The organism is Nonomuraea sp. NPDC004354 (assembly GCF_053602555.1).
In genome coordinates, this window is sequence record NZ_JBSGDV010000016.1 from 151790 (window position 1) to 173346 (window position 21557).

The following is a 21557-nucleotide window of genomic DNA, read 5'->3' on the forward strand; positions in this document are numbered from 1 at the left end:
CCGGCGCTCCCATCTGTCGATCAGGGCAGGGAATCCGGCCAGGCTACCGCTCGCCCGGGCGAACAAACGTGATCGACGCCTGCAAGACTTGTCTCATGGCGACCGTCCTCCTGGCCAGACACGGCCTCACCGCTCTGACCGGTCCCGTCCTCGCCGGCTGGACTCCTGACGTCCATCTCAGCGACGCCGGCGGCGCGCAGGCCAAGGCGCTGGCCGAACGGCTGGCCGCGGTGCGCCTGGACGCCGTCGTCTCCAGCCCGCTCGACCGCTGCCAGGAGACCGCGCGGGCCGTGGCCGAGGACCGGGGCTTGGAGGTGCGGACCGACGACAGGTTCGGCGAGTGCGGCTACGGACAGTGGACCGGACGCCCCCTGGCGGAGCTGGCCAAGGAGCCGCTCTGGCAGGTCGTGCAGTACCACCCCAGCGCGGCGGTCTTCCCCGGCGGGGAGGCGATGGCCGACGTCCAGCGCCGCGCGGTGGCCGCGGTACGTGACTGGAACGAGCGACTGGGGGAGAAAGGCGTCTACCTGGTGTGCACGCACGGCGACGTGATCAAGGCGATCGTCGCCGACGCTCTGGGCCTCCACCTCGATCAGTTTCAGCGCATAACGGCTGATCCGGCCTCCGTGACGATCATTCGCTACACCCCCTTGCGCCCCTTTCTCCTCACCCTCAACGATGTGGGGGAATTGCGGCTCCCCGAGGGTTCGGAGGAGAAAGACGGGGGAGAAAACATCACCGGGAGCGATGCCGCCGTCGGCGGCGGATCAGGAACCACGTAAGGTCGGGCTATGCCGGTCTTCGACTACGACCCACCAGAGAGGTTCGTGGCGGGTGCCCTGGGGCAGCCGGGGGCACGGATCTTCTTCCTGCAGGCGCGAGCCGAGGGCAGACTGACCACGGTCGCTCTCGAGAAGCTGCAGGTCGCCGCCCTCGCGGGCAAGCTCGAGGAACTGCTCGACGAGGTGCTCAGGCGCACCGGCGGCAGCGCGCAGGTGCCGGCCGTCGCCCCCACCGAGCTCATCGACAACGCCCCGCTCGACCAGCCGATCACCGAGGACTTCAGGGTCGGCACCATGGCGCTGGCCTGGGACCCCGACCGCGACCAGGTCATCGTCGAGGCTCAGGAGATCACCGACGAAGAGGACCTGGAAGCGCCGGAGCCCTCCATGCTGAGGGTCCACATCAGCGCGGGCGCCGCCAGGGCCTTCTCCCAGCGCGCGCTGAAGATCGTGGCGCAGGGCCGCCCGCCCTGCCCGCTGTGTGGTCAGCCACTCGACGCCGAAGGCCACATCTGCGTGCGCCTCAACGGCTACCGCGGAGGTGAGGTCACTACGTGAGCGTGCCCGAGCGCGAGCTTGAAGACCTTCGCTACGACGAAGACGCTGCCCTCAGGCTACTCAGAGACGGCCGGCTGGAAGTGGCGGGCCGCCTGGTCGAGGCCACGAACATGACCCTCTACTGCGGCATCACGCTCGACGGCCGCTCGGCGGCCTGCGTCTACAAGCCGGTGCGCGGCGAGCGCCCGCTGTGGGACTTCCCCGACGGCACGCTCGCCGCCCGTGAGGTGGCCGCCTACGAGGTGTCCAGAGCCACGGGCTGGCGCATCGTGCCGCCCACGGTCTACCGCGAGGGGCCCTTCGGCCCCGGCATGTGCCAGCTGTGGATCGACACCGACGAGAACATCGACCTGATGAGCCTGATCCGCAGCCGTCACCCCGCGCTGCGGAAGATGGCCGTCTTCGACGCCGTCGTCAACAACGCCGACCGCAAGGGCGGCCACCTGCTGCCGCTGCCCGACGGCGAGACCATCTACGGCGTCGACCACGGCGTCTGCTTCTCCGCCGAGGACAAGCTCCGCACCGTGCTGTGGCAGTGGCGGGGCAAGACGCTGCCGCGCGAGGCCGTCGGCGTGCTGGCCAGGCTCGAACGCGAGCTGGAGTCGGGGCCGCTCGGCCGCCGCCTGCGCGAGCTGCTCACCCTCGCGGAGGTGGAGGCCACCTGGATGCGGGTCAGGCGGCTGCTCGACACCGGCGTGCACCCCTACCCCTCGGAGGACTGGCCCGCGATTCCCTGGCCGCCCATCTAGGTAGTCTGTGCCCGTGTGTACGGTCATCGTGCGGACGGGTGAGCCGCTGAGCCTGCTGGGTGTGCGCGACGAGTTCGCCGATCGGCCGTGGGAGGGTCCCGGCGAGTACTGGCCCGAGTATCCAGGCGTCGTCGGCGGGCGCGACCTCAAGGCGGGCGGCACGTGGCTGGCCGCCCTGCCCGCCCGCGCCCGCGTCGCCGCGGTGCTCAACGGGTACGGCCTGCCGGCCGACGAGCGCACCAAGATCTCCCGGGGCGAGCTGCCGCTGCGCGCCGTGGTCGCCGGCGGGATGCCCGAGGCCGAGCTGCCCCGCTACGACCCCTTCCACCTGGTGGTCGCCGACCGCTCCCGCGCCCGCGTGTGGTCGTGGGACGGCGAGCGGCTGAGGACCGCCGACCTGCCCGAGGGCACCAGCGTCATCGTCAACAGCGGCCGCGCCGACGACCCCAAGGCGGTCGAGCTGCTGCCGCTGTTCGACGCCGCGGCCGACTGGCACGACCTGGTGGGGGCGGCCACCGTACGGCACGAGCTGCCCGACGGCCGCGTCCACGCCTCGCTGTCGGCCACGCTGATCACCATCGGCGCGCGGCTGGACTACGACTTCTCCGATCTCAGCAGCTGGAATGCGGTGCCGCTGCCCCGCGTTGATCGTGGTGTTTCCCGAGACGGATAAGGTCAAAGCATGCGATCGTGGTCTGCCCCTGACGTTCCCAGCCTGCCCGGCGGAGCCGTACCCCTGAGGCTGTATGACACCGCGGCACGCCAGGTGCGGCTCACCGAGCCGGGGGCGACCGCCAGGATGTACGTGTGCGGGATCACCCCCTACGACGCCACCCATCTCGGCCACGCCAACACCTACCTCGCCTTCGACCTGGTGAGCAGGGTGTGGCGGGACGGCGGCCACGAGGTCCACTTCACCCAGAACGCCACCGACGTCGACGACCCGCTGCTGGAGCGGGCCGAGCAGACCGGGCAGGACTGGCGCGAGCTGGCCGAGCGCGAGATCGAGCTGTTCAGGACGGACATGCGGGCGCTGCGCATCCTGCCGCCGCGCGAGTACGTCGGCGTGACCGAGGTGGTCGACCAGGTCGCTGAGCTGATCGCGCAGCTGGCCGCCAAGGGCGTCACCTACACCCTCGACGGCGACGTCTACTTCAGCGTCGCCGACGCGCCCAAGTTCGGCGAGGTGTCGGGCTACAGCCGCGAACAGATGCTGGCGCTGTTCGGCGAGCGCGGCGGTGACCCCGGCCGTCAGGGCAAGCGCGACCCGCTCGACTGGCTGCTGTGGCGGGCCGAGCGGCCCGGCGAGCCGTCGTGGCCCTCGCCGCTCGGGCCCGGACGTCCCGGCTGGCACGTGGAGTGTACGGCGATCGCCCTGGCCAACCTCGGCGCCGGCTTCGACGTCGCGGGCGGCGGCTCCGACCTGATCTTCCCCCACCACGAGTGCGGCGCCTCCGAAGGCTACGCGGCCAGCGGCGAGTGGCCCTTCGCCAAGTTCTACACGCACGCCGGCATGGTCGCCCTCGACGGGGAGAAGATGTCGAAGTCGCGCGGCAACCTGGTCTTCGTCTCCAAGCTGCGCACCGAGCACGACCCGATGGCCGTCAGGCTCGTGCTGCTGGCCCACCACTACCGCGCCGACTGGGAGTACACCGGCGACCAGATCGAGGCGGCGGAGGCCAGGCTGCAGCGGTGGCGTGCGGCCGTGGCGCTGCCCGCCGCGCCGCCCGCCGGCGAGCTGCTGGCCACGGTGCGCGAGCGGATGGCCGACGACCTCGACGCGCCGGGCGCGCTGGCCGCCGTCGACGCGTGGGCCGCCGCGGCGCTGGCCGGAGACGGCCAGGACGCCGCCGCGCCCGGCCTGGTACGCGACCTGGCCGACGCGCTGCTCGGCGTCGACCTCCGGAGCGCGTAGCCGATCCGTCCCCGTTTCGGCGGCGATTCCGCGGGCAGCGGGCGCATGACGAAGGGAGACAGATCATGCCGAGCGCACGGGAGATCATGACCCCGGACCCGGAGTGCGTCAACGCCGACGAGTCGATCCAGGAAGCCGCGGAGAAGATGGCCAGGCTCGACGTCGGATCGCTGCCCATCTGCGGCACCGACGACCGGCTCAAGGGCATGCTCACCGACCGCGACATCGTGGTGAAGGTGCTGGCCAAGGGCAAGGACCCGAAGTCCTGCCTGGCCGGTGAGCTTGCCCAGGGCGAGGCCGTCACCATCGGCGCCGACCACGACGCCAGGGAGATCCTGCGCACGATGGCCACGCACAAGGTCCGCCGCCTGCCGGTCATCGACGGTCACCGGCTGGTCGGCATCGTGGCGCTGGCCGAAGTGGCGAAGGCGCTGCCGGACGCCAAGGTGGGCGACCTGCTCGACGCGCTCACCAGCGACTGAGCGCGATGGAGCAGGTCCCCGGGCCGTCCATGGCCTCCTACTGGATGGACAGCGCGGCCCAGCCCGACCGGCCGCCGCTGACCGGCGACGTCCGCGCGGACGTCGCCGTGCTCGGCGGCGGCATCGCCGGGCTGAGCATCGCGTGGGAGCTGACCAGGGCCGGCCGCTCGGTGGTGGTGCTGGAGGCCGGCCGGATCGCCTCCGGCGTCACCGGCCACACCACCGCCAAGCTGTCGGCCCTGCACACGCTCGTCTACTCGTCCCTGAACGCCGAGGACGGCAGGCTGTACGCCCGCTCGCAGACGGAGGCCGTCGCGCACGTGGCCCGCACGTGCGCGGAGCTCGACCTCGACTGCGAGCTGGAGCGGGCCGCCGCCTACACCTACACCGACACCACCGAGGGACTGCGCCGGATCAGGGACGAGGCGGAGGCGGCCAGGCAGGCAGGCCTGCCCGCCGAGTTCGTCACCGAGACGGCGCTGCCGTACCCGGTCGTGGGCGCGGTCAGGGTGCGCGCCCAGGCACAGTTCCACCCCCGCAAGTACCTGCTCGGGCTGGCCGCGGCGATGGAGGCGCGCGGCGCGCGCATCTACGAGCGGACCCGCGCCGTACGGCTGGCCGACGGCAAGGTGAGCACCGCCGACGGCCGCGTCGTGACGGCCACCGACGTCGTGGTCGCCACCCACTACCCGATCTTCGACCGGGCGCTGCTGTTCGCCCGCATGGTCCCGCGCAGGGAACTGGTCGTGGCCGTGCCGATCGCCGAGGACGACGACCCGCACGGCATGTACATCACCCCCGAGCACGGCATCCGGTCGGTCAGGACGGCGCCCCGCGACGGCGGCAGGCTGCTGCTGGTGACCGGCGAGCAGTACCGGCCGGGCGAAGGCGGGGTCGGCGCCCGGCTGGACCGGCTGGCCGCCTGGGCGCGGGAGAGGTTCGGCGCGGCGCCCGTCTACCGGTGGGCCGCCCAGGACAACCACACCACCGACGGCCTGCCGTTCGTCGGCCCGCTGCACGCGGGCGCCCGCCACGCCTACGTGGCCACCGGCTTCGGCGGCTGGGGCATGAGCAACGGCGTCATGGCCGGGCTGCTCGTCGCCGCGCTCATCGGCGGCGAGGAGCGGCCCTGGGCGGGTCTGTACGACCCGCGCAGGATCCACCCGCTGCGCGAGGCGGGCGCGCTGCTGAAGGCGCAGGCCTCGGTGGCCGCCCACTTCGTCGGCGACCGGTTCGGCGCCGGCGGCGAGGAGGACCTGGCCCGCCTGCTGCCCGGCCAGGCCGCGGTGGTGAAGGTCGGCGGGGAGCGGTGCGCCGCCTACCGCGACGCCGACGGGCGGGTCCACGCCGTGTCGGCCGTGTGCAGCCACCTGGGCTGCGTCGTCGGCTTCAACGACGCCGAGCGGACCTGGGAGTGCCCCTGCCACGGGTCACGCTTCGCGCTGGACGGCACGATCCTCCAGGGACCCGCCACCGAGCCGCTCAAGCGAATCGAGCTGTGAGAACCACGCCACCGTACGGCGCAGTCCCTCCTCGGCTCCGACGCGGGGCCGCCAGCCCAGCTTCGCGGCCGCCAGACAGGTGTCGGGCCTGCGGACCTTCGGGTCGTCGACGGGCCGGTCGATGAAGCGGATCGGCGAGGACGAGCCCGCCAGGTCGCGGATCAGCTCGGCGAGCCGGATCATGGTCAGCTCGTCGGGGTTGCCGATGTTCACCGGGCCGGCGAAGTCGGTGTCCGCCATGCGCAGGACGCCGTCCACGGTGTCGTCGACGTAGCAGATGGAACGGGTCTGGCTGCCGTCGCCCGTCACCGTGATCGGCTCGCCCACCAGCGCCTGCCTGACGAACGTGGGGATGGCCCTGCCGTCGAAGGGCCGCATGCGGGGGCCGTAGGTGTTGAAGATCCGCACGATGCCGGTGTCGGTGCCGTGCGAGTTGCGGTAGGCCGTGGTCAGCGACTCGGCGAAACGCTTGGCCTCGTCGTAGACGCTGCGCGGCCCCACGGGATTGACGTTGCCCCAGTACGTCTCCCGCTGAGGATGCTCGAGCGGGTCGCCGTACACCTCGCTGGTCGAGGCCAGCACGAACCGCGCGCCCTTCTCCTTGGCCAGGCCGAGGGCGTGCAGCGTGCCCAGGCTGCCGACCTTGAGCGTCTCGATCGGGTGCCGCAGGTAGTCGGCGGGCGAGGCCGCGGACGCGAAGTGCAGCACGAGGTCCACCTCGCCCGGCACGTGCACGAACCCGGTCAGGTCGCACTCGATGATGTGCAGCCCCGGGCGGCCCAGCAGGTGCTCCAGATTGCGGGGGGAGCCGGTGAGGAAGCTGTCCATGCAGATGACCTCCGCCTCCCGCTCCAGCAGCTTCTCGCACAGGTAGGAGCCGAGGAACCCGGCGCCTCCCGTCACCACAGCTCTCATCGCGACATCGCCTCGATCACTTCGTCGACGTGGATGGCCAGCAGGCCAGGATCGGGGGAGGCGCCGTGCGGATCGCCGGTCGTGCCCTTCCACAGCACGGTGTGCGGCCCGTCGGCGGGCGGCCCCCACACGGCCGGCGAGACGGGGCCGAACAGCAGCACCGACGGGGTGCGGTAGGCGGTGGCCAGATGGGCGACCCCCGTGTCGCCGCACACGACCATCCGGGCGTCGCGGACCAGCGCGGCCAGCTCGCGCACCCCGGTGCGCCCGGCGAGCACCCTGGCCCCCGAGTCGCCGGCCACCCGCTCGGCCAGCTCGCGCTCGGCCGCGCTTCCCGTGACGGCCACCTGCTCGCCCCGGGCGCCCAGCGCGGCGACCACCGCCGCGAACCGGTCCGCCGGCCACCTCCTGGACGGGGCGGCCGCCCCTGGATGGACGACCACGGGCCCGCCGCGGTCGCCGCGCCCGAGGTACAGGTCGCCCGGGTCGGCCCGCACGCCGTACCACTCCAGCAGCTCGCACCAGCGGCGCACCTCGTGCACGCCCTCGCGCCAGGCCGGACCGCCGTCCCCGTGGGCCAGCAGCCGCCGCGGCCCGGTGGCGCGCAGCGCGCGCGTGCTCTGCGGCCCCCTGCCGTGCAGGTTGACCGCGATCTCAGGCTTCTCGTACGGGACGGGCCCCGGCCCCCGCACCTCGATCACCTCGTCCACCGGCAGCAGCGGCCGCAACGCCGAGGGCCCGGCCAGCACGAGACGGTGGCGGGGGAAGGCACGGCGCAACGCCCGCAACGCCGGCACGGCCGTCAGCAGGTCTCCGAGCCCCAGCCCCCGCAGCACCAGGACCTCTAGGGCCACGAGGTCTCCGTGGACGGGCAGACCACCAGCTCCCGCACCTCGCAGCCGGGCGGCTGCGACAGCGCGAACACCACCGTCTGCGCCACGTCCTCGGCCCGGTTGAGCCTGGCGCCGGGGCCCGGCTTGTACTGCTCGGGCCGGTCGTCGAAGAAGTGCGTCGACATCCCGCCCGGCACCAGCATCGTCACCCCCACCTGCCCCGCCAGCTCGGCGGCCAGCGCCCTGGTGAAGCCGACGACGCCGAACTTGGACGCGCAGTAGGCGGTCGCGTCGCTGAGCGCGCGCAGCCCCAGCGTCGAGGCACAGGTCACCACCCGGCCCGAGGACCGCCGCAGGTACGGCAGCGCCGCCCGCACGACCGTGGCCGTGCCCAGCAGGTTGACCCTGATCACGCGCTCCCAGTCGGCGGCGGGCACGTCCTCCAGCCGGCCGCAGGCGTCGATCCCGGCCGCGGTGACCACCCCGTCGAGCCCGCCCGCGCGCTCGGCCAGCTCGGCCACCGCCCGCTCGGCCTGTTCCCGGTCGGACACGTCGGCCGGCGCCTGGTCGAAGCCGTTCCCGGCGCGGACGTCGATCACCAGCGGCCTGCCTCCCGCCTTCGCGACCGCCTCGGCGACCGCCAGGCCGAGTCCGGAGGCCCCTCCGGTGATCAGGATGTTTCCCAGCATCGATTCCTCCTCGTGCTTGCCGCGTGGCGACTCGTGCTTCCTGTGTCGCGGCTCATGCCTGCCGCGTGGCGGCTCGTGCCTGCCGCGTGGCGGCTCATGCCTCCTGCATCGCGGCGATGAGCCCGGTCGTGGACCGGCCCGGAACGCTGGCCAGCACCACGGTCTCGGCGCCGACACGGCGCAGCGCCGCCGCCTCGGGCAGCCGGCGCCCGGAGTAGTCGCCGCCCTTCACCCACACGTGCGGCCGCAGCCGTTCGATGGCCGCGCTCGGGGTGTCCTCGTCGAACACCATGACGGCGTCCACGCAGCCCAGCGCCCTCAGCACCTCCACGCGGTCGCGCTGCCCGACCACGGGCCTGCCGGGCCCCTTGAGCCGCTTGGCCGAGGCGTCGGAGTTGACGCACACGATCAGCGCGTCACCGAGCGCCCTGGCCCGGCGCAGGAGGCTCACGTGCCCCGCGTGCAGCAGGTCGAAACACCCGCCGGTGGCGATCAGCCGTCCGCCGCTCGCCCTGACCAGCTCGGCGACCTCCAGCGGCGTGCGCGGCCGGTCGCCCATCTCGTGGTGCTGCAGCCGGACGGCCGCCGCGCCGCCGCCCTCGACGAACCTGGAGGCCTCGCCGACGCCGACGGCGACCGCGTCCTCCACCGGCAGCCTGTCGCGCAGGGCCAGCGCCGCCGCGCCCGCGAACCTGTCGCCCGCGCCGCACACGTCGTGGCCCAGGGTGAACGTCGGCGGCGGGATCCTGCGGTGGTGCCCGCCCGCGTGGGCCAGCGCCGCGCCGTGCGGGCCCAGCGTCACCGCGACGGCCTGCGCGTGCAGGGCCTTGGTCAGGTGGCGGGCCGCCTGGTCGGGGCCGGCGTACGGCAGCGGGCACAGCTGCCTGGCCTCCGCCTCGCTCGGCGTGATGAGCGTGCACCCCGGCACGGGCGGCGTGCCCTTGGGGTGCGGGTCCCACACGATCGGCACGGCGACCTCGCCCAGCAGACCGGCCAGCGTGGCGGCCACGCCCCTGCCGTAGTCGGAGACGAGCACGGCGCCGGCGGCCAGCACCGCCGCCCGGACGGCCGCGGTCACGGGCCCGGCCGCGCGCCCGTCGCCGGTGTCGATCCGGGCCAGCGTCTGCCCGCGGGCCCTGAGCCTGGTCTTGCACACGGTGGAGCCGTGCAGAGGCAGCCTGACCACCTCGAGATGGCCGTTGAGCAGCGAGCGCAGCGTACGGCCCTGCTGGTCGTCGGCCAGCGCGGTGACCAGCACCACCTGCGCGCCGTCGCGGGCCGCCAGCAGCGCCGCCAGTCCCGCCCCTCCCGGACGCCGGTGTTCCTCCTCGACGTCGACGACCGGCACGGGCGCGTCGGGTGCGAGGCGCTCGGCCGTCCCCTCGATGTCGACGTCCAGCAGCGTGTCGCCGATGACGACGAGCGGTCCTGTCTTCACGCGCACGCCTCCTCGATCGAGTCGCACAGCAGGTGGATCATCGCCAGGTGCACCTCCTGGACGGTCGCCGTGTCGGACTCGGGCACGGCGACGACCTCGTCGCTCAGCTCGGCCAGCGGGTTGGGCGCCCTGCCGGTCATGGACCAGGTGGTGAGGCCGCACTCGCGCGCGGTCCGCGCCGCGGCCAGCACGTTGCCGCTGGCGCCGCTGGTCGACAGGCAGATGAGCACGTCGCCCTGGCGGCCGTGCGCGCGGACCTGGCGGGCGTAGACCGCGTCGGCGCCGAAGTCGTTGGCGATGGCGGTCACCGACGAGGTGTCGGCGTGCAGCGCGATCGCGGCGAACGGCCGCCGCTCCCCCCTGAACCTGCCCACCAGCTCGGCCGTCAGGTGCTGGGCCTCGGCGGCCGAGCCGCCGTTGCCGCACACCAGCAGCCTGCCGCCGCAGCCGAGGATGTCGGCGAGCTTGTGCCCCCACGCCTCGACCGTCGGCGCCAGGTCGGCGCTCATCGACAGCGCGTCGCGCAGCCTGGTCAGGTGCCTGTGCATGTCATCCCCCTCACCCTGTCCCCCAGCACGCTGAGGTAGACCGCCTCCGTCTGCTCGGCCACGTGCGGCCAGCCGTAGCGCTCCCTGGCCCTGCGCGCGCCCGCCGCGCCGATCTGGGCCGCCCGGTCCGGATGGTCGAGCACGTCGCGCAGGGCGCGGGCCAGCGCCTGCGGGCGGCGCGGCGGAACCAGCACGCCGCAGCCCGCGACGGTGTCGAGGTGGCCGCCGACCGCGGAGGCGATCACCGGCACGCCGCAGGCCATCGCCTCGAGCGGCACCATGCCGAACGGCTCGTACCAGGGCACCGTCACCACGACGTCGGCCGAGCGCATCAGCGCGGGCACCTCGTCGCGGGGGACGCTGCCGATCACCCGCACCCGGCCGGCCAGGCCGTAGGCGGTCGCCAGCTCCGACAGCCTGACCGCCTCGGGATCGTCGGCCGAGCCGCCGGCGATCACCAGCTCCGCGTCGGGCACCTCGCGCAGCGCCCGCAGCAGCGTGTCGACGCCCTTGCGCGGCACCAGCCTGCCGATGCTCAGCACCCGCCTGGCCGCGCCCCTGGCGGCCGGCGGCCCGCCGGGGGTGAAGTGGTGAAGGTCGACGCCGCAGGGCACGACCGTCACCCGGTGGTCGGGCACGCCCATGGCGCGCAACTCGGTCACCTCGTCGGCGCAGGTCGCCAGGACGGCCGCCGCCCGCTGCCCGATCTGCGTCTCCACGGCGATCCGGCCGGGCGGGCTGGTGTCGGCCCTGCCCTGCCAGCGCCGCTTCACCGTGCCCAGCGCGTGGAAGGTCTGCACCACCGGCCGCCCCCGCGCGGCCAGCAGCGCGGCCCTGCCGCTCATCCAGAAGTGCGCGTGCGCCACGTCCGGCGGCCGTGCCGCCCACCGGCGCGCCAGCTCCCTGGCGAAGGCCGGCATGTACGGCGGCAGCTCGTCCTTCGGCACCGGCACGGCGGGCCCCGCGGTGATGTACTCCACCCGCACCCCCGAGGTCATCGGCACGCTCCGCGGCTGGTCCGGCGAGCTTCGCCTGGTGTGCACCACGACCTCGTGACCGCGTTCCGCCAGCGCGGCGGCCAGCGCGGCCACGTGGACGTTCTGGCCGCCCGCATCGACCCCGCCGATCGCCGCCAGCGGATCGGCGTGCTCGGAGATGAGATCGACTCTCATGGGACCAGCTCCCTCACTGCTTTGACGACCTGTTCCGCCGTCACTCCCGACAGGCATGGATGCCCGATGACCGGGCACACGCGTGCCCTCGTGTCCCTGCAGGCGGCCCGCTGGTCGCCGAGCAGCACGCACGGCACGCCGTACGGCGCCCAGCGCCCCGCCGGCACCACCGGCGCGAAGAGGCTGACCACCGGGGTGCCGACGGCCGCGGCCAGGTGGGCGGGCCCGGTGTTGCCCGCCACGAGCGCGCACGCCTCGGCGAGCACCCCGGCCAGCTCGGGCAGGCTCGTCATGCCGCCCAAGTCGACGCCGTGCCGCCCGGCCACCCGCGCCGTCAGCTCACGCTCGCCCCTGCCGCCGGTGACCACCACCGTGAAGCCCTCGCAGGACAGCGCCTCGACCGCCTCCGCGTGCCGCTCGGGCGGCCACGCGCGGGCCGGCGCCGTCGTGCCCGGATGGACGACGACGTAGCCGGGCGGGCCGACGATGCTCGGCGGCGGCGCCATGACGGCCAGCCCGGCGCCGTCACCGGGCCCGAAGCCCGCCGCCGTCGCGACGGCCAGCATCCGCTCGGCCTCCGGCAGGTGCCTGGTCTCGTCGACCTGGACCCTGACGTCCAGCAGTGACCCGGGATAGTCGTTGCTGATCGCGGCGATCCGCCGGACGCCCCTCAGCCGCAGCAGCAGGGCGAGAGGCAGGGCCGACTGGTGGAAGGAGGTGAGGATCAGCGCCTGGTCGGCGTCGGGCAGCAGTTCCATGAGCCGGGCCACGTGCCGCCGGGTGACGGGCGGCGGATCGGCGTCGATCCACGGGGTCCGCCACTCGATCACCCGGTCGACGCCCGGCAGGAGCTCGGCCGCCGCCCGGCCCAGCGGCCCCGCCAGGAGCACCACCTGCCCGGCATGGGCGGCGACCGCGCGGATGGCCGGACCGGCGAGGAGAACGTCTCCCGCGCTGTCCGGCCTGGCCACCAGGACGGTGCCGGTCACCGGCGCACCCTCAGCTCGCCGCGCAGCCGGTGCAGGCAGGCGGCGGGCGGGATGGCGATGCTCGTCACCGCCATCCTGGCCACCTCTACAGGCGTGCGCGGCCCCGGCGCGATGCGCTCCCAGGCGAACCTCGCGGTGAGCGCCGCCCACCCGGCCGCGGCGGCCAGCCCGGCGACCAGCACGGCGGCCGGCACGGCGCGCCTGCCGCCGGCGAGCGGGACAGCCTGCGCGCCCCGACCCAGCGCGCCCCGACCGAGTGCGCCCCGACCCTGCGCGCCCCGACCGAGTGCGCCCCGACCGAGCGCACCCAGGCCCATTGCGCCCAGGCCCAGCGCGCTCAACCCCAGCGCGGTCGTGGCCGCGTGGCGCGGCAGCAGCCCCCGCGCCCCGATCCGCGCCCGCCAGCCGGGCCCGTGGATCCGGCGCATCAGCGCGTCGTCGGCGTTGCCCCGCTGGAAGCGCACGCTGGCCCAGAACCCGTCGTCCCGCACCGGATGGCGCGTCAGCCGCTCGCCCCTCACCAGCCGGAAGCCCGCCTCACGCACGCGCAGCGCGAGATCGGCGTCCTCCCGGTAGGCCCGGGGGAAGCGCTCGTCGAAACCGCCCACCAGCTCCAGCACGTCGCGCCGGTAGGCCATGTCGGCGGTGATCCAGTCAGCGCCGGCCAGGCCCGCGGTGTTGCGCTCGGCGTCGGTGGGCCGGCGGCCGGCCGGCAGCGGCACCTCGATCCTGCCCTGGCTGCCGCCCACGTCCTCCGGCAGGTCCGCGAGATCCTCGGTGAGCGTCTTCAGCCATCCTTCGCCGGGCACCACGTCGTCGTCGAGGAAGACCACCCACGGCGTGCGCGCCTGCCGCCATCCCCTGTTGCGCGCGGCCGCGGGCCCCCGCCGCTCGGTGTCCTCCACCACGATCACCGGCACCCCGTCCGGGATGGCGTCCACCAGGGAGGGCCGCCCGACCGTGGGGATCACCACGGTGATCACACCGGCCTCCGCACCACGAACGGCCCCAACACGAGCACGTCGACCGGCGAGGAGCCGAAGCACTCCAGCGCGTCCCTCGGCGAGTCGACCATGGGCCTGCCCGCCGTGTTGAGGCTGGTGTTGACCACCACGGGCAGCCCCGACAGCCGCTCGAACCGTTCGAGCACCTCGGCCATGAGCGGGTCGTGCTCCCGCGAGACGGTCTGGATGCGCGCCGTCCCGTCCACGTGCACCACGGCGGGGATCCGCTCCCGCCACTCGGGCCGCACGTCGTGGACGAACAGCATGTACGGCGAGGGCACCGGTCCCCGGCCGAAGATGTCACGCGCCCGCGACTCCAGCACCATCGGCGCGATCGGGCGGAACTGCTCGCGCCCCTTGACGTCGTTGAGCCGCTCGGTGTTGCGGGCGTGCCCGGGATGGGCCAGCAGGGAGCGGCGGCCGAGCGCGCGCGGGCCGTACTCGCTGCGGCCTTGGAACCAGGCCACGATCCGGTCGTCGGCCAGCGCCGCGGCCACCTCGCCGGCCAGATCATCAGGCCGCGTGTACGGCACGCGCGCCACCCGCAGCCACGCCGCCAGGTCGCCTTCGCTCCAGCCGCGCCCGAGGTCGGCGCCTCGCATGGGCGCGGCGGGCTCGCCGTGCTCCTGGGCCAGGTGCAGGGCCCCGCCCAGCGCGGTGCCCGAGTCGCCGGCGGCCGGCTGCACCCAGATCTCCTCGAACGGCCCCTCGGCCAGCAGCCTGGTGTTGGCCACGCAGTTGAGCGCCACCCCGCCGGCCAACGCCAGGCATCGCGCCCCCGTCCTGCCGTGCAGCCAGAACGACAGCTCCAGCAGCACCTCCTCCAGCCGCGCCTGGACGCTGGCGGCCAGGTCGGCGTGGTCGGCGGTCCAGCTCTCGCCCGGCCGGAGACGCTTGGCGAAGCCGCCCCAGTCGATCGGCTCGACGCGGAAGCCGCCGTCGCCGGTGGCCGTGACGAGCTGGCGCAGCGCGTCCAGGTGGCGGGGCGTGCCGTAGGAGGCCAGCGCCATCACCTTGTACTCGTCGCTCGAGCGCAGGAAGCCGAGGTGCTCGGTCACCTCCTCGTACATCAGGCCGAGCGAGTGCGGCAGCTCCTGCGTGGCCAGCGTCGTCAGCCGGCCGTTCCGGTAGTGCCCGGCCAGGTGGGAGACGGCCTCCCCGCGGCCGTCGCACACCAGGACCGCGCACTCCTCGTACGGCGCGGCCAGCCCCGCCGACGCCGCGTGCGCGATGTGGTGCGGCACGAAGCGCACCTGGGCGGGGTCGAGCCCGGGCAGGGCCGTGGCCAGGAAGCTCGGCGCCCTGGTCGCGTAGATGGTGCGCAGTTCCTCCCACGGAGCCCCCGTCTCCGGCCGGACCAGCGCGGGGTCGTAGGAGTAGGCCACCGCGTCGAGATCCTCCGGCCGCAGCCCCGCCTCGGCCAGGCACCAGGCGGCGGCCTGCTCGGGCAGTTCCCACGCCGAGAACGGCACGGGCCGCTTGCCGTGCTTGCGGCGGCTGAACCGTTCCTCCTCCGCGGCCGCGACCACGGTGCCGTCGACCACGAGCGCGGCGGCCGGGTCGTGGAAGACCGCGTTTATCCCCAGGAACCTCATGGAGAACCGCTACCGAGAGAAGCGCTTGTTAAACACAAGGTAGGCGGGGTAGCGACCGGTCATGTTCACGCGACGCCCAGCGGCGGCCGTGCTTTTCGACCGCGATGACACCCTGATAAAAGATGTCCCTTACAACAATGATCCGCGACTGGTGGAGCCCATGCCCGGTGCTGTTGAGGCGCTGCGGGCGCTGAGGGCCGCTGGGATTCCCGTGGCGGTCGTGACGAACCAGTCAGGTGTGGCCAGAGGGTTCATCTCGCCCGACGAGCTCCATCAGGTCAACGAGCGGGTCGAGGAACTTCTCGGGCCGTTCGACGCCTGGGCCATCTGCGTCCACGGTGAGGACGCCGGCTGCGCCTGCCGCAAGCCGAACCCTGGCCTGGTGCTGAAGGCGGCGGGCACGCTCGGCGTCGACCCGGCCGACTGCGTGGTCATCGGCGACATCGGCAGGGACATGGAGGCGGCCAGGGCCGCCGGCGCCCGCGCCATCATGGTGCCGACGCCGAGGACCCGGCCGAGCGAGATCGCCGCCGCCCCCGAGGTCGCCCGCGACCTGCGCGAAGCGGTGGAACGGGTGCGCGCATGAACATCCTGCTCTGGCACGTCCACGGCTCGTGGACCACCTCCTTCGTGCAGGGCCGCCACACCTACCTCGTCCCGCTCACGCCGGGACGCGACGCCGACGGGCGGGGCAGGGCGCAGACCTTCGACTGGCCGGCCTCGGTGCGCGAGGTGCCCTGGGACAGGCTCGCCGCCGAGCACGTCGATCTCGTCGTCTACCAGCGCCCGCACGAGATCGAGCTGGCCAGGGACTGGCTCGGCAGGACGGTGCCCGGCGTCTACGTCGAGCACAACACGCCCAAGGGCGAGGTGCCGGCCACCCGCCACCCGCTGGCCGGGCAGTCGGCCGTCCCGCTGGTGCACGTCACCCACTTCAACGCCCTCTACTGGGACAACGGCATCGCGCCCGTGCACGTCATCGAGCACGGCGTCGTCGACCCCGGCCACCTCTACACCGGCGAGCTGCCGCGCGCCGCCGTGGTCGTCAACGAGCCGGTCCGGCGCGCGCGGGTGGCCGGCACCGACCTGCTGCCGGCCTTCGACGTGCCGCTCGACCTCTTCGGGATGAAGGCCGCCGAGCTGCCCTACAAGGCCTACGACCTGCCCCAGGCCGAGCTCCACCAGGCCCTCGCGCTGCGCCGCGCCTACCTGCACCCCTACCGCTGGACCTCGCTCGGCCTCTCGCTGATCGAGGCCATGATGATCGGCCTGCCCGTCGTCGCGCTCGCCGCCACCGAGGCGGTCGAGGCCGTCCCCCAGGAGGCGGGCGTGCTGTCCACCAGGCTCCCCGCGCTGGTCGAGGCGCTGTCGGCGTTCGTCGGCGACCCCGCCCTGGCCGCCCAGTACGGCAAGGCCGCCCGCACGGCCGCCCTCTCCCGGTACGGCCTCACCCGATTCCTTGACGATTGGAACAGTTTGTTGGGCCGGTGACCGGGTACGCGGAGTGAACACGTCGATACCGATATGTCTGGAATTCCATGTTCATCCTCGACCGCTCGCGCCGGGCCGCCTGCCTGGACGAGGACCCGGAGATCTTCTTTCCCATCTCACTCGAGGGCGCCGGACACGCCCAGGCCGAACGGGCCAAGGCCATCTGCCACGGCTGCCCCGTCCGGCTGCCCTGCCTCGACTACGCGCTGGCCACCCGCCAGGCGGACGGCGTGTGGGGCGGTATGGACCCGGCCGAACGCCGGGCGCTCGCCCTCACTCTCGAACCAGCCATCGCCCGTCACGCATGAGGTCGCGCCCCTCCAGCTCGTTGACCTCACGCCACGCCTGCACCTGCCGCGGCCGGACGCGGAAGTACAGGTAGCGGCCGCGCAGGCGCCGCGGATCGAAGCCGGTCTTGACCGCGAAGGCGTCGCCGAGCTCCGGCGAGATCTCCGCCTGCTCCAGCGTCTCCACGCTTCCCTCGATGAGGACGACGTCCCTGGTGTGGCCGAGAGCGAGCCTGGCCGTGCCCGACGCCACCAGATTGCGCGCGGTCGGGTTGCCCGCGGCCGTCGACAGCAGCAGGCTGGCGCCGTCCCACAGGAACGACAGCGGCATCAGGTACGGCCCGCCCTCCTGGTCGGCGGTGGCCACCCACGCGTCCACGTCGTTTTCGAGCCGGGCGAGGGTGTCCTTCCTGCGCTGCTCGGCGGTCCGGGCTTCGGAATGCATGTCTTTCCTCACGTCGTCGTGTCGAAGGCGCGTCGCCGGCACATCGGCGTCGCTCGCCGGGTCACCGTGATGACCCGGCGAGAGAGACAGGTGTGACCGCCGGCGGCGTCGAGAACCTGGGCGGCCGGCCGGCCACCATCGTCAGCAGAGTCTGCCGGAACATGCCGCGCTCCCGCACCACCCGCCGCGACCCCGCCTCCCCGGCCGCCGCCGCCTGCGACGACGTTCGCCGCCCGCTCCCGGCGGGGGAGCGTGCCTGCTCGCGGCCGGGGCCCGCGCGGTCCCGGCGCTCAGGCGAGGGTGATCAGGTCGGCGTAGCCGGCGTTCCAGAGGTCCTCCACCCCGTCGGGCAGCAGCAGCACCCGGTCCGGCCGCAGCGCCTCCACCGCGTCCTCGTCGTGCGTGACCATCACCACCGCGCCCTTGTAGGCGCCCACCGCCCCCAGCACCTCGGCCCGCGAGGCCGGGTCGAGGTTGTTGGTCGGCTCGTCGAGCAGCAGGACGTTCGCCCCCGAGCTGACCAGCCCCGCCAGCGCCAGGCGCGTCTTCTCGCCGCCCGACAGCACCCCCGCCGGCTTGTCGACGTCGTCCCCGCCGAACAGGAACGACCCCAGGACGTTGCGCGCCTCACCGTGGGTGAGGTGCGGCGCGGCGGCGGCGAGATTCTGGCCGACGGTGCGCTCGGGGTCGAGGGTGTCGTGCTCCTGGGCGAAGTAGCCGAGCCGCAGGCCGTGCCCGTGCACCACCCTGCCGGAGTCGGGCGCGAGCCGTCCCGCCAGGATCTTCAGCAGCGTGGTCTTGCCCGCGCCGTTCAGCCCGAGCACCACCAGCCTGCTGCCGCGGTCGACGGCCAGGTCCACCCCGGACAGCACCGGCAGCTCGCCGTAGGACTTGACCAGGCTGACGGCGCCCAGCGGGGTCCGCCCGCTCGGCGCGGGCTCGGGCAGCCTGATCCTGGCCACCTTCTCGGTACGGCGGGCCGGCTGCACCCCCGCCAGCATCCTGTCGGCCCTGCGGGCCATGTCCCTGGCGCGGACGGCCGTCGCCACGTTGGACCGCATCCTGTCGGCCTGGGCGTGCAGCGCGGCGGCCTTGCGCTCGGCCGCCGCCCGCTGCCTGGCCCTGCGCCGCTCCGCGGTGGCGCTGTCGGCCAGGTAGGTCTCCCAGCCGGTGTTGTGCACCTCGATCCCGGCCAGGTCGGCCTCCAGCCGCCACACCCGGTTGACCACCTCGGCCAGCAGCCCGGTGTCGTGGCTGATCACCACCAGACCACCCGCGTAGCCGGCGAGGAACGAGCGCAGCCAGGCGATGGAGTCGCCGTCGAGGTGGTTGGTCGGCTCGTCGAGCAGCAGCGTGCCGCGCTCGGCGAACAACACCCTGGCCAGTTCGACCCGCCGCCGCTGCCCGCCGGACAGCGTGCCGAGCGGCTGGGCCATGACCCGGTCGGGCAGGCCGAGCCCCGCCGCGACCCTGGCGGCCGCCGCCTCGGCGGCGTAACCGCCGCGGGCCTGGAACTCGGCCTCGGCGCGCACGTAGCGGGACATGGCCGCCTCGCCGCCGGCCGCCATGTCGCGTTCGGCGGCGCGCAGCGCGCGTACCGCCTCGTGCAGGCGGCGAGCCGACAGGATGCGGTCGGTGACGGTGAGGCCGGGGTCGGCCGCCGCGGGATCCTGCGGCAGGTACCCGACCGGGCCGGTGCGGGTGACGACGCCGGCCGCCGGCGCGGCCTGACCGGCGAGGATCCGCATCAGCGTGGTCTTGCCCGCGCCGTTGCGGCCGACCAGGCCGACACGGTCGCCGGGGCCGACGTGGGCGGCGATGCCGGACAGCAGCAGACGGGCGCCGACGCGCACGTCGACGTCGCGAAAGGTAATCATGAGGTGACGCTCCGGAGAAGCCGATGGACACACGGGTGGCGTGAAAGCGGGTGTCCTGGCTAAGAAATCCGGGGCGTCGACATGGCGGAGAGGTTACGCGAGGCCGCCGTCCGGCCGCATCCGGTTTTCCGCCGCGCTCAGGGCGCCGCCGACTCCATGAAGCGGTCACGCTCGTCGTCGCCCAGACGGTCGACGAACAGCATGCCGTCGAGATGGTCGGCCTCGTGCTGCAGCACCCTGGCCAGCATGCCGATGGCCCGCACCGTGACGGGCTTGCCGTACATGTCGCGGCCCCGCGCCGTCACGCCGAAGGAACGCTCCAGCGGCCACCACAGCCCAGGCGCCGACAGGCACGCCTCGTCGGCCACGACCGTCCGCTCCGACAGCTCGAGGCGCGGGTTGACCAGGTGCCCGGCCCTGCCGTCGTAGTCGAAGACGATCACCCTCGCGCTCACCCCGATCTGCGGCGCGGCCAGGCCCGCCCTGCCGTGCCCCTGGCGCATCGTGAGGGTCAGCGCCTTCACCAGCCCCCGCAGCTCCTTGTCGAAGTCGGTCACCGGCCGCGCCACCTCGCGCAGCACGGGGTCGTCGAAAGCGCGGATGCGCTGTACGGCCACGGCAACTCCCCGAGATCGTTGTCGTCGTCCAGGAGACGATTCCCTGCGCCGCGGGCGGCGAACCGTCACATGCGGGCGCGGCGACCGCGCGCGCCGCCGCCGTCCGGCAGGACGGCGTTAACTCCGTGTTGCGGCCGTGAAACACATGCATTGCCTGTTACGGCGGTGAGTCACCTGTAACCGGCGCACCGTCACAGAACGTCAAGGTGCGTAACCCGCCCCTCCTACGGTCGAGATCCCCCGAACCGTAGGAGGAACGATGGCGCGTTGGATCACCGACTGGCACCCGGACGACCCCGCCTTCTGGGAGCGCGACGGCAGGCGCGTGGCCAGGCGCAACCTGGCCTTCTCCATCCTGGCCGAGCACCTCGGCTTCACCGTCTGGACGCTGTGGAGCATCGTCGCGGCCAAGATGGGCGGCTACGACTTCTCCACCGACCAGCTGTTCTGGCTGGTCGCGCTGCCCAACCTGATCGGCTCGGCGCTGCGTGTCCCTTACACCTTCGGCCCCGCCAGGTTCGGCGGGCGGACCTTCACCGTGGCGAGCGCGCTGCTCCTGCTGGTCCCCGCGATCCTGCTCGGCGTCGCCGTCAGCGACCCCGGCACGCCGTACTGGGTGTTCCTGGTGATCGCGGCGACGGCGGGTGTCGGCGGCGGCAACTTCGCCTCCAGCATGGCCAACATCACCTACTTCTTCCCCCAGCACAGGCAGGGCTCGGCGCTCGGGCTCAACGCCGCGGGCGGCAACATCGGCGTCAGCTCGGTGCAGCTGGTCATGCCGCTGGTGATCGGCGCGTTCGGGCTGGCCGCGGCGGGCTGGTTCTGGGTGCCGTTCATCGTGGTCTCGGCCGCCTGCGCCTGGTTGTTCATGGACGACCTGTCCAGCGCCAAGGCCAGGCCGCGCGAGCAGTGGGCGGTCGCCGGCAAGGCGCACACCTGGGTGATGTCGTTCCTCTACATCGGCACGTTCGGCTCGTTCATCGGCTACTCCACCGCCTTCCCCCTGCTGGCCAAGAGTCTGTTCCCCGGTTCGGCGTGGGCGCAGGTCGCCTTCGTCGGGCCGCTGCTCGGCTCGCTGATCAGGCCGGTCGGCGGCTGGCTGTCCGACCGCCTCGGCGGCGCGCGCGTCACCCTCTGGAACTTCGCCGCCATGGGCGCCGGCGTGGCCCTGGTCTGGGCGGCCGGCGGCTCGGGGAACTTCTGGCTGTTCTTCCTGGCCTTCCAGACGCTCTTCTTCACCGCCGGCATCGGCAACGGCTCCACCTACCGGATGATCCCGGCCATCTTCCAGGCCAAGGCCGCCGCCGAGCTCGGCGGCGGCGAGGCGGCCCTCCTGTACGGCAAGCGCCAGGCCTCGGCCGCGATCGGCATCATCTCGGCGATCGGGGCGTTCGGCGGGTTCCTCGTCAACCGCGGTTTCGGCATGTCCTTCGCCCAGACCGGCAGCCCCGCGGGGGCCTTCGTCGCCTTCGGCCTCTTCTACGCCGCCTGCTTCGCCCTCACCTGGTGGTGCTACGTGCGGACGGTCGGCGTGACCAGGGTGCCGAGCCTCGCGCACGCCCGGGTCTGAGCGCCTCACTTCGGCGGTGAGCCGCTGTTAGCACGCCGGTAACAGAAGGGACCCAGATGTGAAACGCCCCAAAAGCACCATCGATCGCGTGATCGCACC

23 protein-coding genes are annotated in these 21557 nt (G+C 73.6%); 11 read left to right on the forward strand and 12 right to left on the reverse strand.

Translation table 11 applies throughout. The features are described from left to right. Positions 1-95: 95 nt before the first annotated feature. The 7 genes from ACWENQ_RS34140 (at position 96) to ACWENQ_RS34170 (ending at position 5988) form a co-directional block, all read left to right on the forward strand. Positions 96-782: a histidine phosphatase family protein gene (locus ACWENQ_RS34140; RefSeq protein WP_449925519.1), complete on the forward strand. Its 687-nt coding sequence runs from the start codon at positions 96-98 to the stop codon at positions 780-782. Positions 783-791: 9 nt separating this feature from the next. Further along, positions 792-1340, forward strand: coding sequence for a DUF3090 domain-containing protein (locus tag ACWENQ_RS34145; RefSeq protein WP_449925516.1), 549 nt, complete (start codon positions 792-794; stop codon positions 1338-1340). Continuing rightward, on the forward strand, positions 1337-2089 hold the full coding sequence (locus ACWENQ_RS34150) for an SCO1664 family protein (protein WP_354907033.1): 753 nt from the start codon (positions 1337-1339) through the stop codon (positions 2087-2089). The genes ACWENQ_RS34145 and ACWENQ_RS34150 overlap by 4 nt, the downstream gene beginning before the upstream one ends. A 13-nt stretch (positions 2090-2102) precedes the next feature. Next, entirely contained in the window at positions 2103-2762 is a 660-nt protein-coding gene (locus tag ACWENQ_RS34155) for an NRDE family protein (protein WP_452417901.1), read from the forward strand. Positions 2763-2771: 9 nt separating this feature from the next. Next, complete coding sequence (gene mshC, locus ACWENQ_RS34160; RefSeq protein WP_354907031.1) at positions 2772-4004, forward strand: cysteine--1-D-myo-inosityl 2-amino-2-deoxy-alpha-D-glucopyranoside ligase; 1233 nt, start codon at positions 2772-2774, stop codon at positions 4002-4004. A 65-nt stretch (positions 4005-4069) separates the two neighbouring features. After that, positions 4070-4486 carry a CBS domain-containing protein gene (locus tag ACWENQ_RS34165; RefSeq protein WP_354907030.1) on the forward strand — a complete coding sequence of 139 codons (417 nt, stop codon included), beginning with the start codon at positions 4070-4072 and terminating at the stop codon, positions 4484-4486. A 5-nt stretch (positions 4487-4491) separates the two neighbouring features. Next, positions 4492-5988, forward strand: coding sequence for an FAD-dependent oxidoreductase (locus ACWENQ_RS34170; RefSeq protein WP_449925507.1), 1497 nt, complete (start codon positions 4492-4494; stop codon positions 5986-5988). Here ACWENQ_RS34170 and ACWENQ_RS34175 read toward each other — a convergent pair. From ACWENQ_RS34175 to ACWENQ_RS34215, 9 genes are all read right to left on the reverse strand, one after another. Continuing rightward, positions 5917-6903, reverse strand: coding sequence for a UDP-glucuronic acid decarboxylase family protein (locus ACWENQ_RS34175; protein WP_452417903.1), 987 nt, complete (start codon positions 6901-6903; stop codon positions 5917-5919). The two genes, ACWENQ_RS34170 and ACWENQ_RS34175, sit on opposite strands and share 72 nt — an antisense overlap. Further along, positions 6900-7757 carry a glycosyltransferase family 9 protein gene (locus ACWENQ_RS34180; protein WP_452417905.1) on the reverse strand — a complete coding sequence of 286 codons (858 nt, stop codon included), beginning with the start codon at positions 7755-7757 and terminating at the stop codon, positions 6900-6902. Before ACWENQ_RS34180 ends, ACWENQ_RS34175 begins: the two co-directional genes overlap by 4 nt. Further along, entirely contained in the window at positions 7748-8425 is a 678-nt protein-coding gene (locus ACWENQ_RS34185) for an SDR family oxidoreductase (RefSeq protein ID WP_452417907.1), read from the reverse strand. Before ACWENQ_RS34185 ends, ACWENQ_RS34180 begins: the two co-directional genes overlap by 10 nt. 94 nt (positions 8426-8519) lie before the next feature. After that, a complete protein-coding gene (locus ACWENQ_RS34190; RefSeq protein WP_449925497.1) occupies positions 8520-9863 on the reverse strand; it encodes a PfkB family carbohydrate kinase in 1344 nt (447 codons plus the stop codon). Then, positions 9860-10411 (reverse strand): D-sedoheptulose-7-phosphate isomerase, encoded by a 552-nt coding sequence (locus ACWENQ_RS34195; RefSeq protein WP_449925494.1) that lies wholly within the window; start codon positions 10409-10411, stop codon positions 9860-9862. The genes ACWENQ_RS34190 and ACWENQ_RS34195 overlap by 4 nt, the downstream gene beginning before the upstream one ends. After that, positions 10396-11583, reverse strand: coding sequence for a glycosyltransferase (locus ACWENQ_RS34200; RefSeq protein WP_452417908.1), 1188 nt, complete (start codon positions 11581-11583; stop codon positions 10396-10398). Before ACWENQ_RS34200 ends, ACWENQ_RS34195 begins: the two co-directional genes overlap by 16 nt. Further along, on the reverse strand, positions 11580-12572 hold the full coding sequence (locus ACWENQ_RS34205) for a glycosyltransferase family 9 protein (protein ID WP_452417910.1): 993 nt from the start codon (positions 12570-12572) through the stop codon (positions 11580-11582). Before ACWENQ_RS34205 ends, ACWENQ_RS34200 begins: the two co-directional genes overlap by 4 nt. Continuing rightward, positions 12569-13555 carry a glycosyltransferase family 2 protein gene (locus ACWENQ_RS34210; protein ID WP_452417912.1) on the reverse strand — a complete coding sequence of 329 codons (987 nt, stop codon included), beginning with the start codon at positions 13553-13555 and terminating at the stop codon, positions 12569-12571. The genes ACWENQ_RS34205 and ACWENQ_RS34210 overlap by 4 nt, the downstream gene beginning before the upstream one ends. Continuing rightward, positions 13552-15171 (reverse strand): carbamoyltransferase family protein, encoded by a 1620-nt coding sequence (locus tag ACWENQ_RS34215; RefSeq protein WP_452417914.1) that lies wholly within the window; start codon positions 15169-15171, stop codon positions 13552-13554. Before ACWENQ_RS34215 ends, ACWENQ_RS34210 begins: the two co-directional genes overlap by 4 nt. Before the next feature lie 61 nt (positions 15172-15232). On the opposite strand from ACWENQ_RS34215, the gene ACWENQ_RS34220 reads away from it, so the two are divergent. From ACWENQ_RS34220 to ACWENQ_RS34230, 3 genes are read left to right on the forward strand one after another with little or no spacing between them, the layout of a single operon-like run. Beyond that, complete coding sequence (locus ACWENQ_RS34220; protein WP_354907020.1) at positions 15233-15757, forward strand: D-glycero-alpha-D-manno-heptose-1,7-bisphosphate 7-phosphatase; 525 nt, start codon at positions 15233-15235, stop codon at positions 15755-15757. Beyond that, on the forward strand, positions 15754-16662 hold the full coding sequence (locus ACWENQ_RS34225) for a glycosyltransferase (RefSeq protein WP_452417916.1): 909 nt from the start codon (positions 15754-15756) through the stop codon (positions 16660-16662). Before ACWENQ_RS34220 ends, ACWENQ_RS34225 begins: the two co-directional genes overlap by 4 nt. Before the next feature lie 47 nt (positions 16663-16709). Continuing rightward, complete coding sequence (locus ACWENQ_RS34230; RefSeq protein WP_354907018.1) at positions 16710-16970, forward strand: WhiB family transcriptional regulator; 261 nt, start codon at positions 16710-16712, stop codon at positions 16968-16970. Here the strand turns inward: ACWENQ_RS34230 and ACWENQ_RS34235 are convergent. The 3 genes from ACWENQ_RS34235 to ACWENQ_RS34245 form a co-directional block, all read right to left on the reverse strand. Continuing rightward, positions 16936-17394 (reverse strand): pyridoxamine 5'-phosphate oxidase family protein, encoded by a 459-nt coding sequence (locus ACWENQ_RS34235; protein ID WP_449925476.1) that lies wholly within the window; start codon positions 17392-17394, stop codon positions 16936-16938. The two genes, ACWENQ_RS34230 and ACWENQ_RS34235, sit on opposite strands and share 35 nt — an antisense overlap. 290 nt (positions 17395-17684) lie before the next feature. Further along, entirely contained in the window at positions 17685-19271 is a 1587-nt protein-coding gene (locus tag ACWENQ_RS34240) for an ABC-F family ATP-binding cassette domain-containing protein (protein WP_452417918.1), read from the reverse strand. A gap of 137 nt (positions 19272-19408) precedes the next feature. Beyond that, complete coding sequence (locus tag ACWENQ_RS34245) at positions 19409-19888, reverse strand: peptide deformylase (protein ID WP_354907016.1); 480 nt, start codon at positions 19886-19888, stop codon at positions 19409-19411. 259 nt (positions 19889-20147) lie between these two features. Between ACWENQ_RS34245 and ACWENQ_RS34250 the strand changes: the two genes are divergently transcribed. Continuing rightward, entirely contained in the window at positions 20148-21458 is a 1311-nt protein-coding gene (locus tag ACWENQ_RS34250) for an MFS transporter (RefSeq protein WP_452417920.1), read from the forward strand. Positions 21459-21557: the final 99 nt, after the last annotated feature.

Coding starts and splice junctions, on each gene's coding strand:
- ACWENQ_RS34140 (WP_449925519.1), top strand. CDS start 96: ATGGCGACCGTCCTCCTGGCCAGACACGGCCTCACCGCTCTGACCGGT.
- ACWENQ_RS34145 (WP_449925516.1), top strand. CDS start 792: ATGCCGGTCTTCGACTACGACCCACCAGAGAGGTTCGTGGCGGGTGCC.
- mshC (WP_354907031.1), top strand. CDS start 2,772: ATGCGATCGTGGTCTGCCCCTGACGTTCCCAGCCTGCCCGGCGGAGCC.
- ACWENQ_RS34165 (WP_354907030.1), top strand. CDS start 4,070: ATGCCGAGCGCACGGGAGATCATGACCCCGGACCCGGAGTGCGTCAAC.
- ACWENQ_RS34170 (WP_449925507.1), top strand. CDS start 4,492: ATGGAGCAGGTCCCCGGGCCGTCCATGGCCTCCTACTGGATGGACAGC.
- ACWENQ_RS34175 (WP_452417903.1), bottom strand. CDS start 6,903: ATGAGAGCTGTGGTGACGGGAGGCGCCGGGTTCCTCGGCTCCTACCTG.
- ACWENQ_RS34185 (WP_452417907.1), bottom strand. CDS start 8,425: ATGCTGGGAAACATCCTGATCACCGGAGGGGCCTCCGGACTCGGCCTG.
- ACWENQ_RS34195 (WP_449925494.1), bottom strand. CDS start 10,411: ATGCACAGGCACCTGACCAGGCTGCGCGACGCGCTGTCGATGAGCGCC.
- ACWENQ_RS34200 (WP_452417908.1), bottom strand. CDS start 11,583: ATGAGAGTCGATCTCATCTCCGAGCACGCCGATCCGCTGGCGGCGATC.
- ACWENQ_RS34215 (WP_452417914.1), bottom strand. CDS start 15,171: ATGAGGTTCCTGGGGATAAACGCGGTCTTCCACGACCCGGCCGCCGCG.
- ACWENQ_RS34220 (WP_354907020.1), top strand. CDS start 15,233: ATGTTCACGCGACGCCCAGCGGCGGCCGTGCTTTTCGACCGCGATGAC.
- ACWENQ_RS34225 (WP_452417916.1), top strand. CDS start 15,754: ATGAACATCCTGCTCTGGCACGTCCACGGCTCGTGGACCACCTCCTTC.
- ACWENQ_RS34230 (WP_354907018.1), top strand. CDS start 16,710: ATGTTCATCCTCGACCGCTCGCGCCGGGCCGCCTGCCTGGACGAGGAC.
- ACWENQ_RS34235 (WP_449925476.1), bottom strand. CDS start 17,394: ATGCATTCCGAAGCCCGGACCGCCGAGCAGCGCAGGAAGGACACCCTC.
- ACWENQ_RS34240 (WP_452417918.1), bottom strand. CDS start 19,271: ATGATTACCTTTCGCGACGTCGACGTGCGCGTCGGCGCCCGTCTGCTG.
- ACWENQ_RS34250 (WP_452417920.1), top strand. CDS start 20,148: ATGGCGCGTTGGATCACCGACTGGCACCCGGACGACCCCGCCTTCTGG.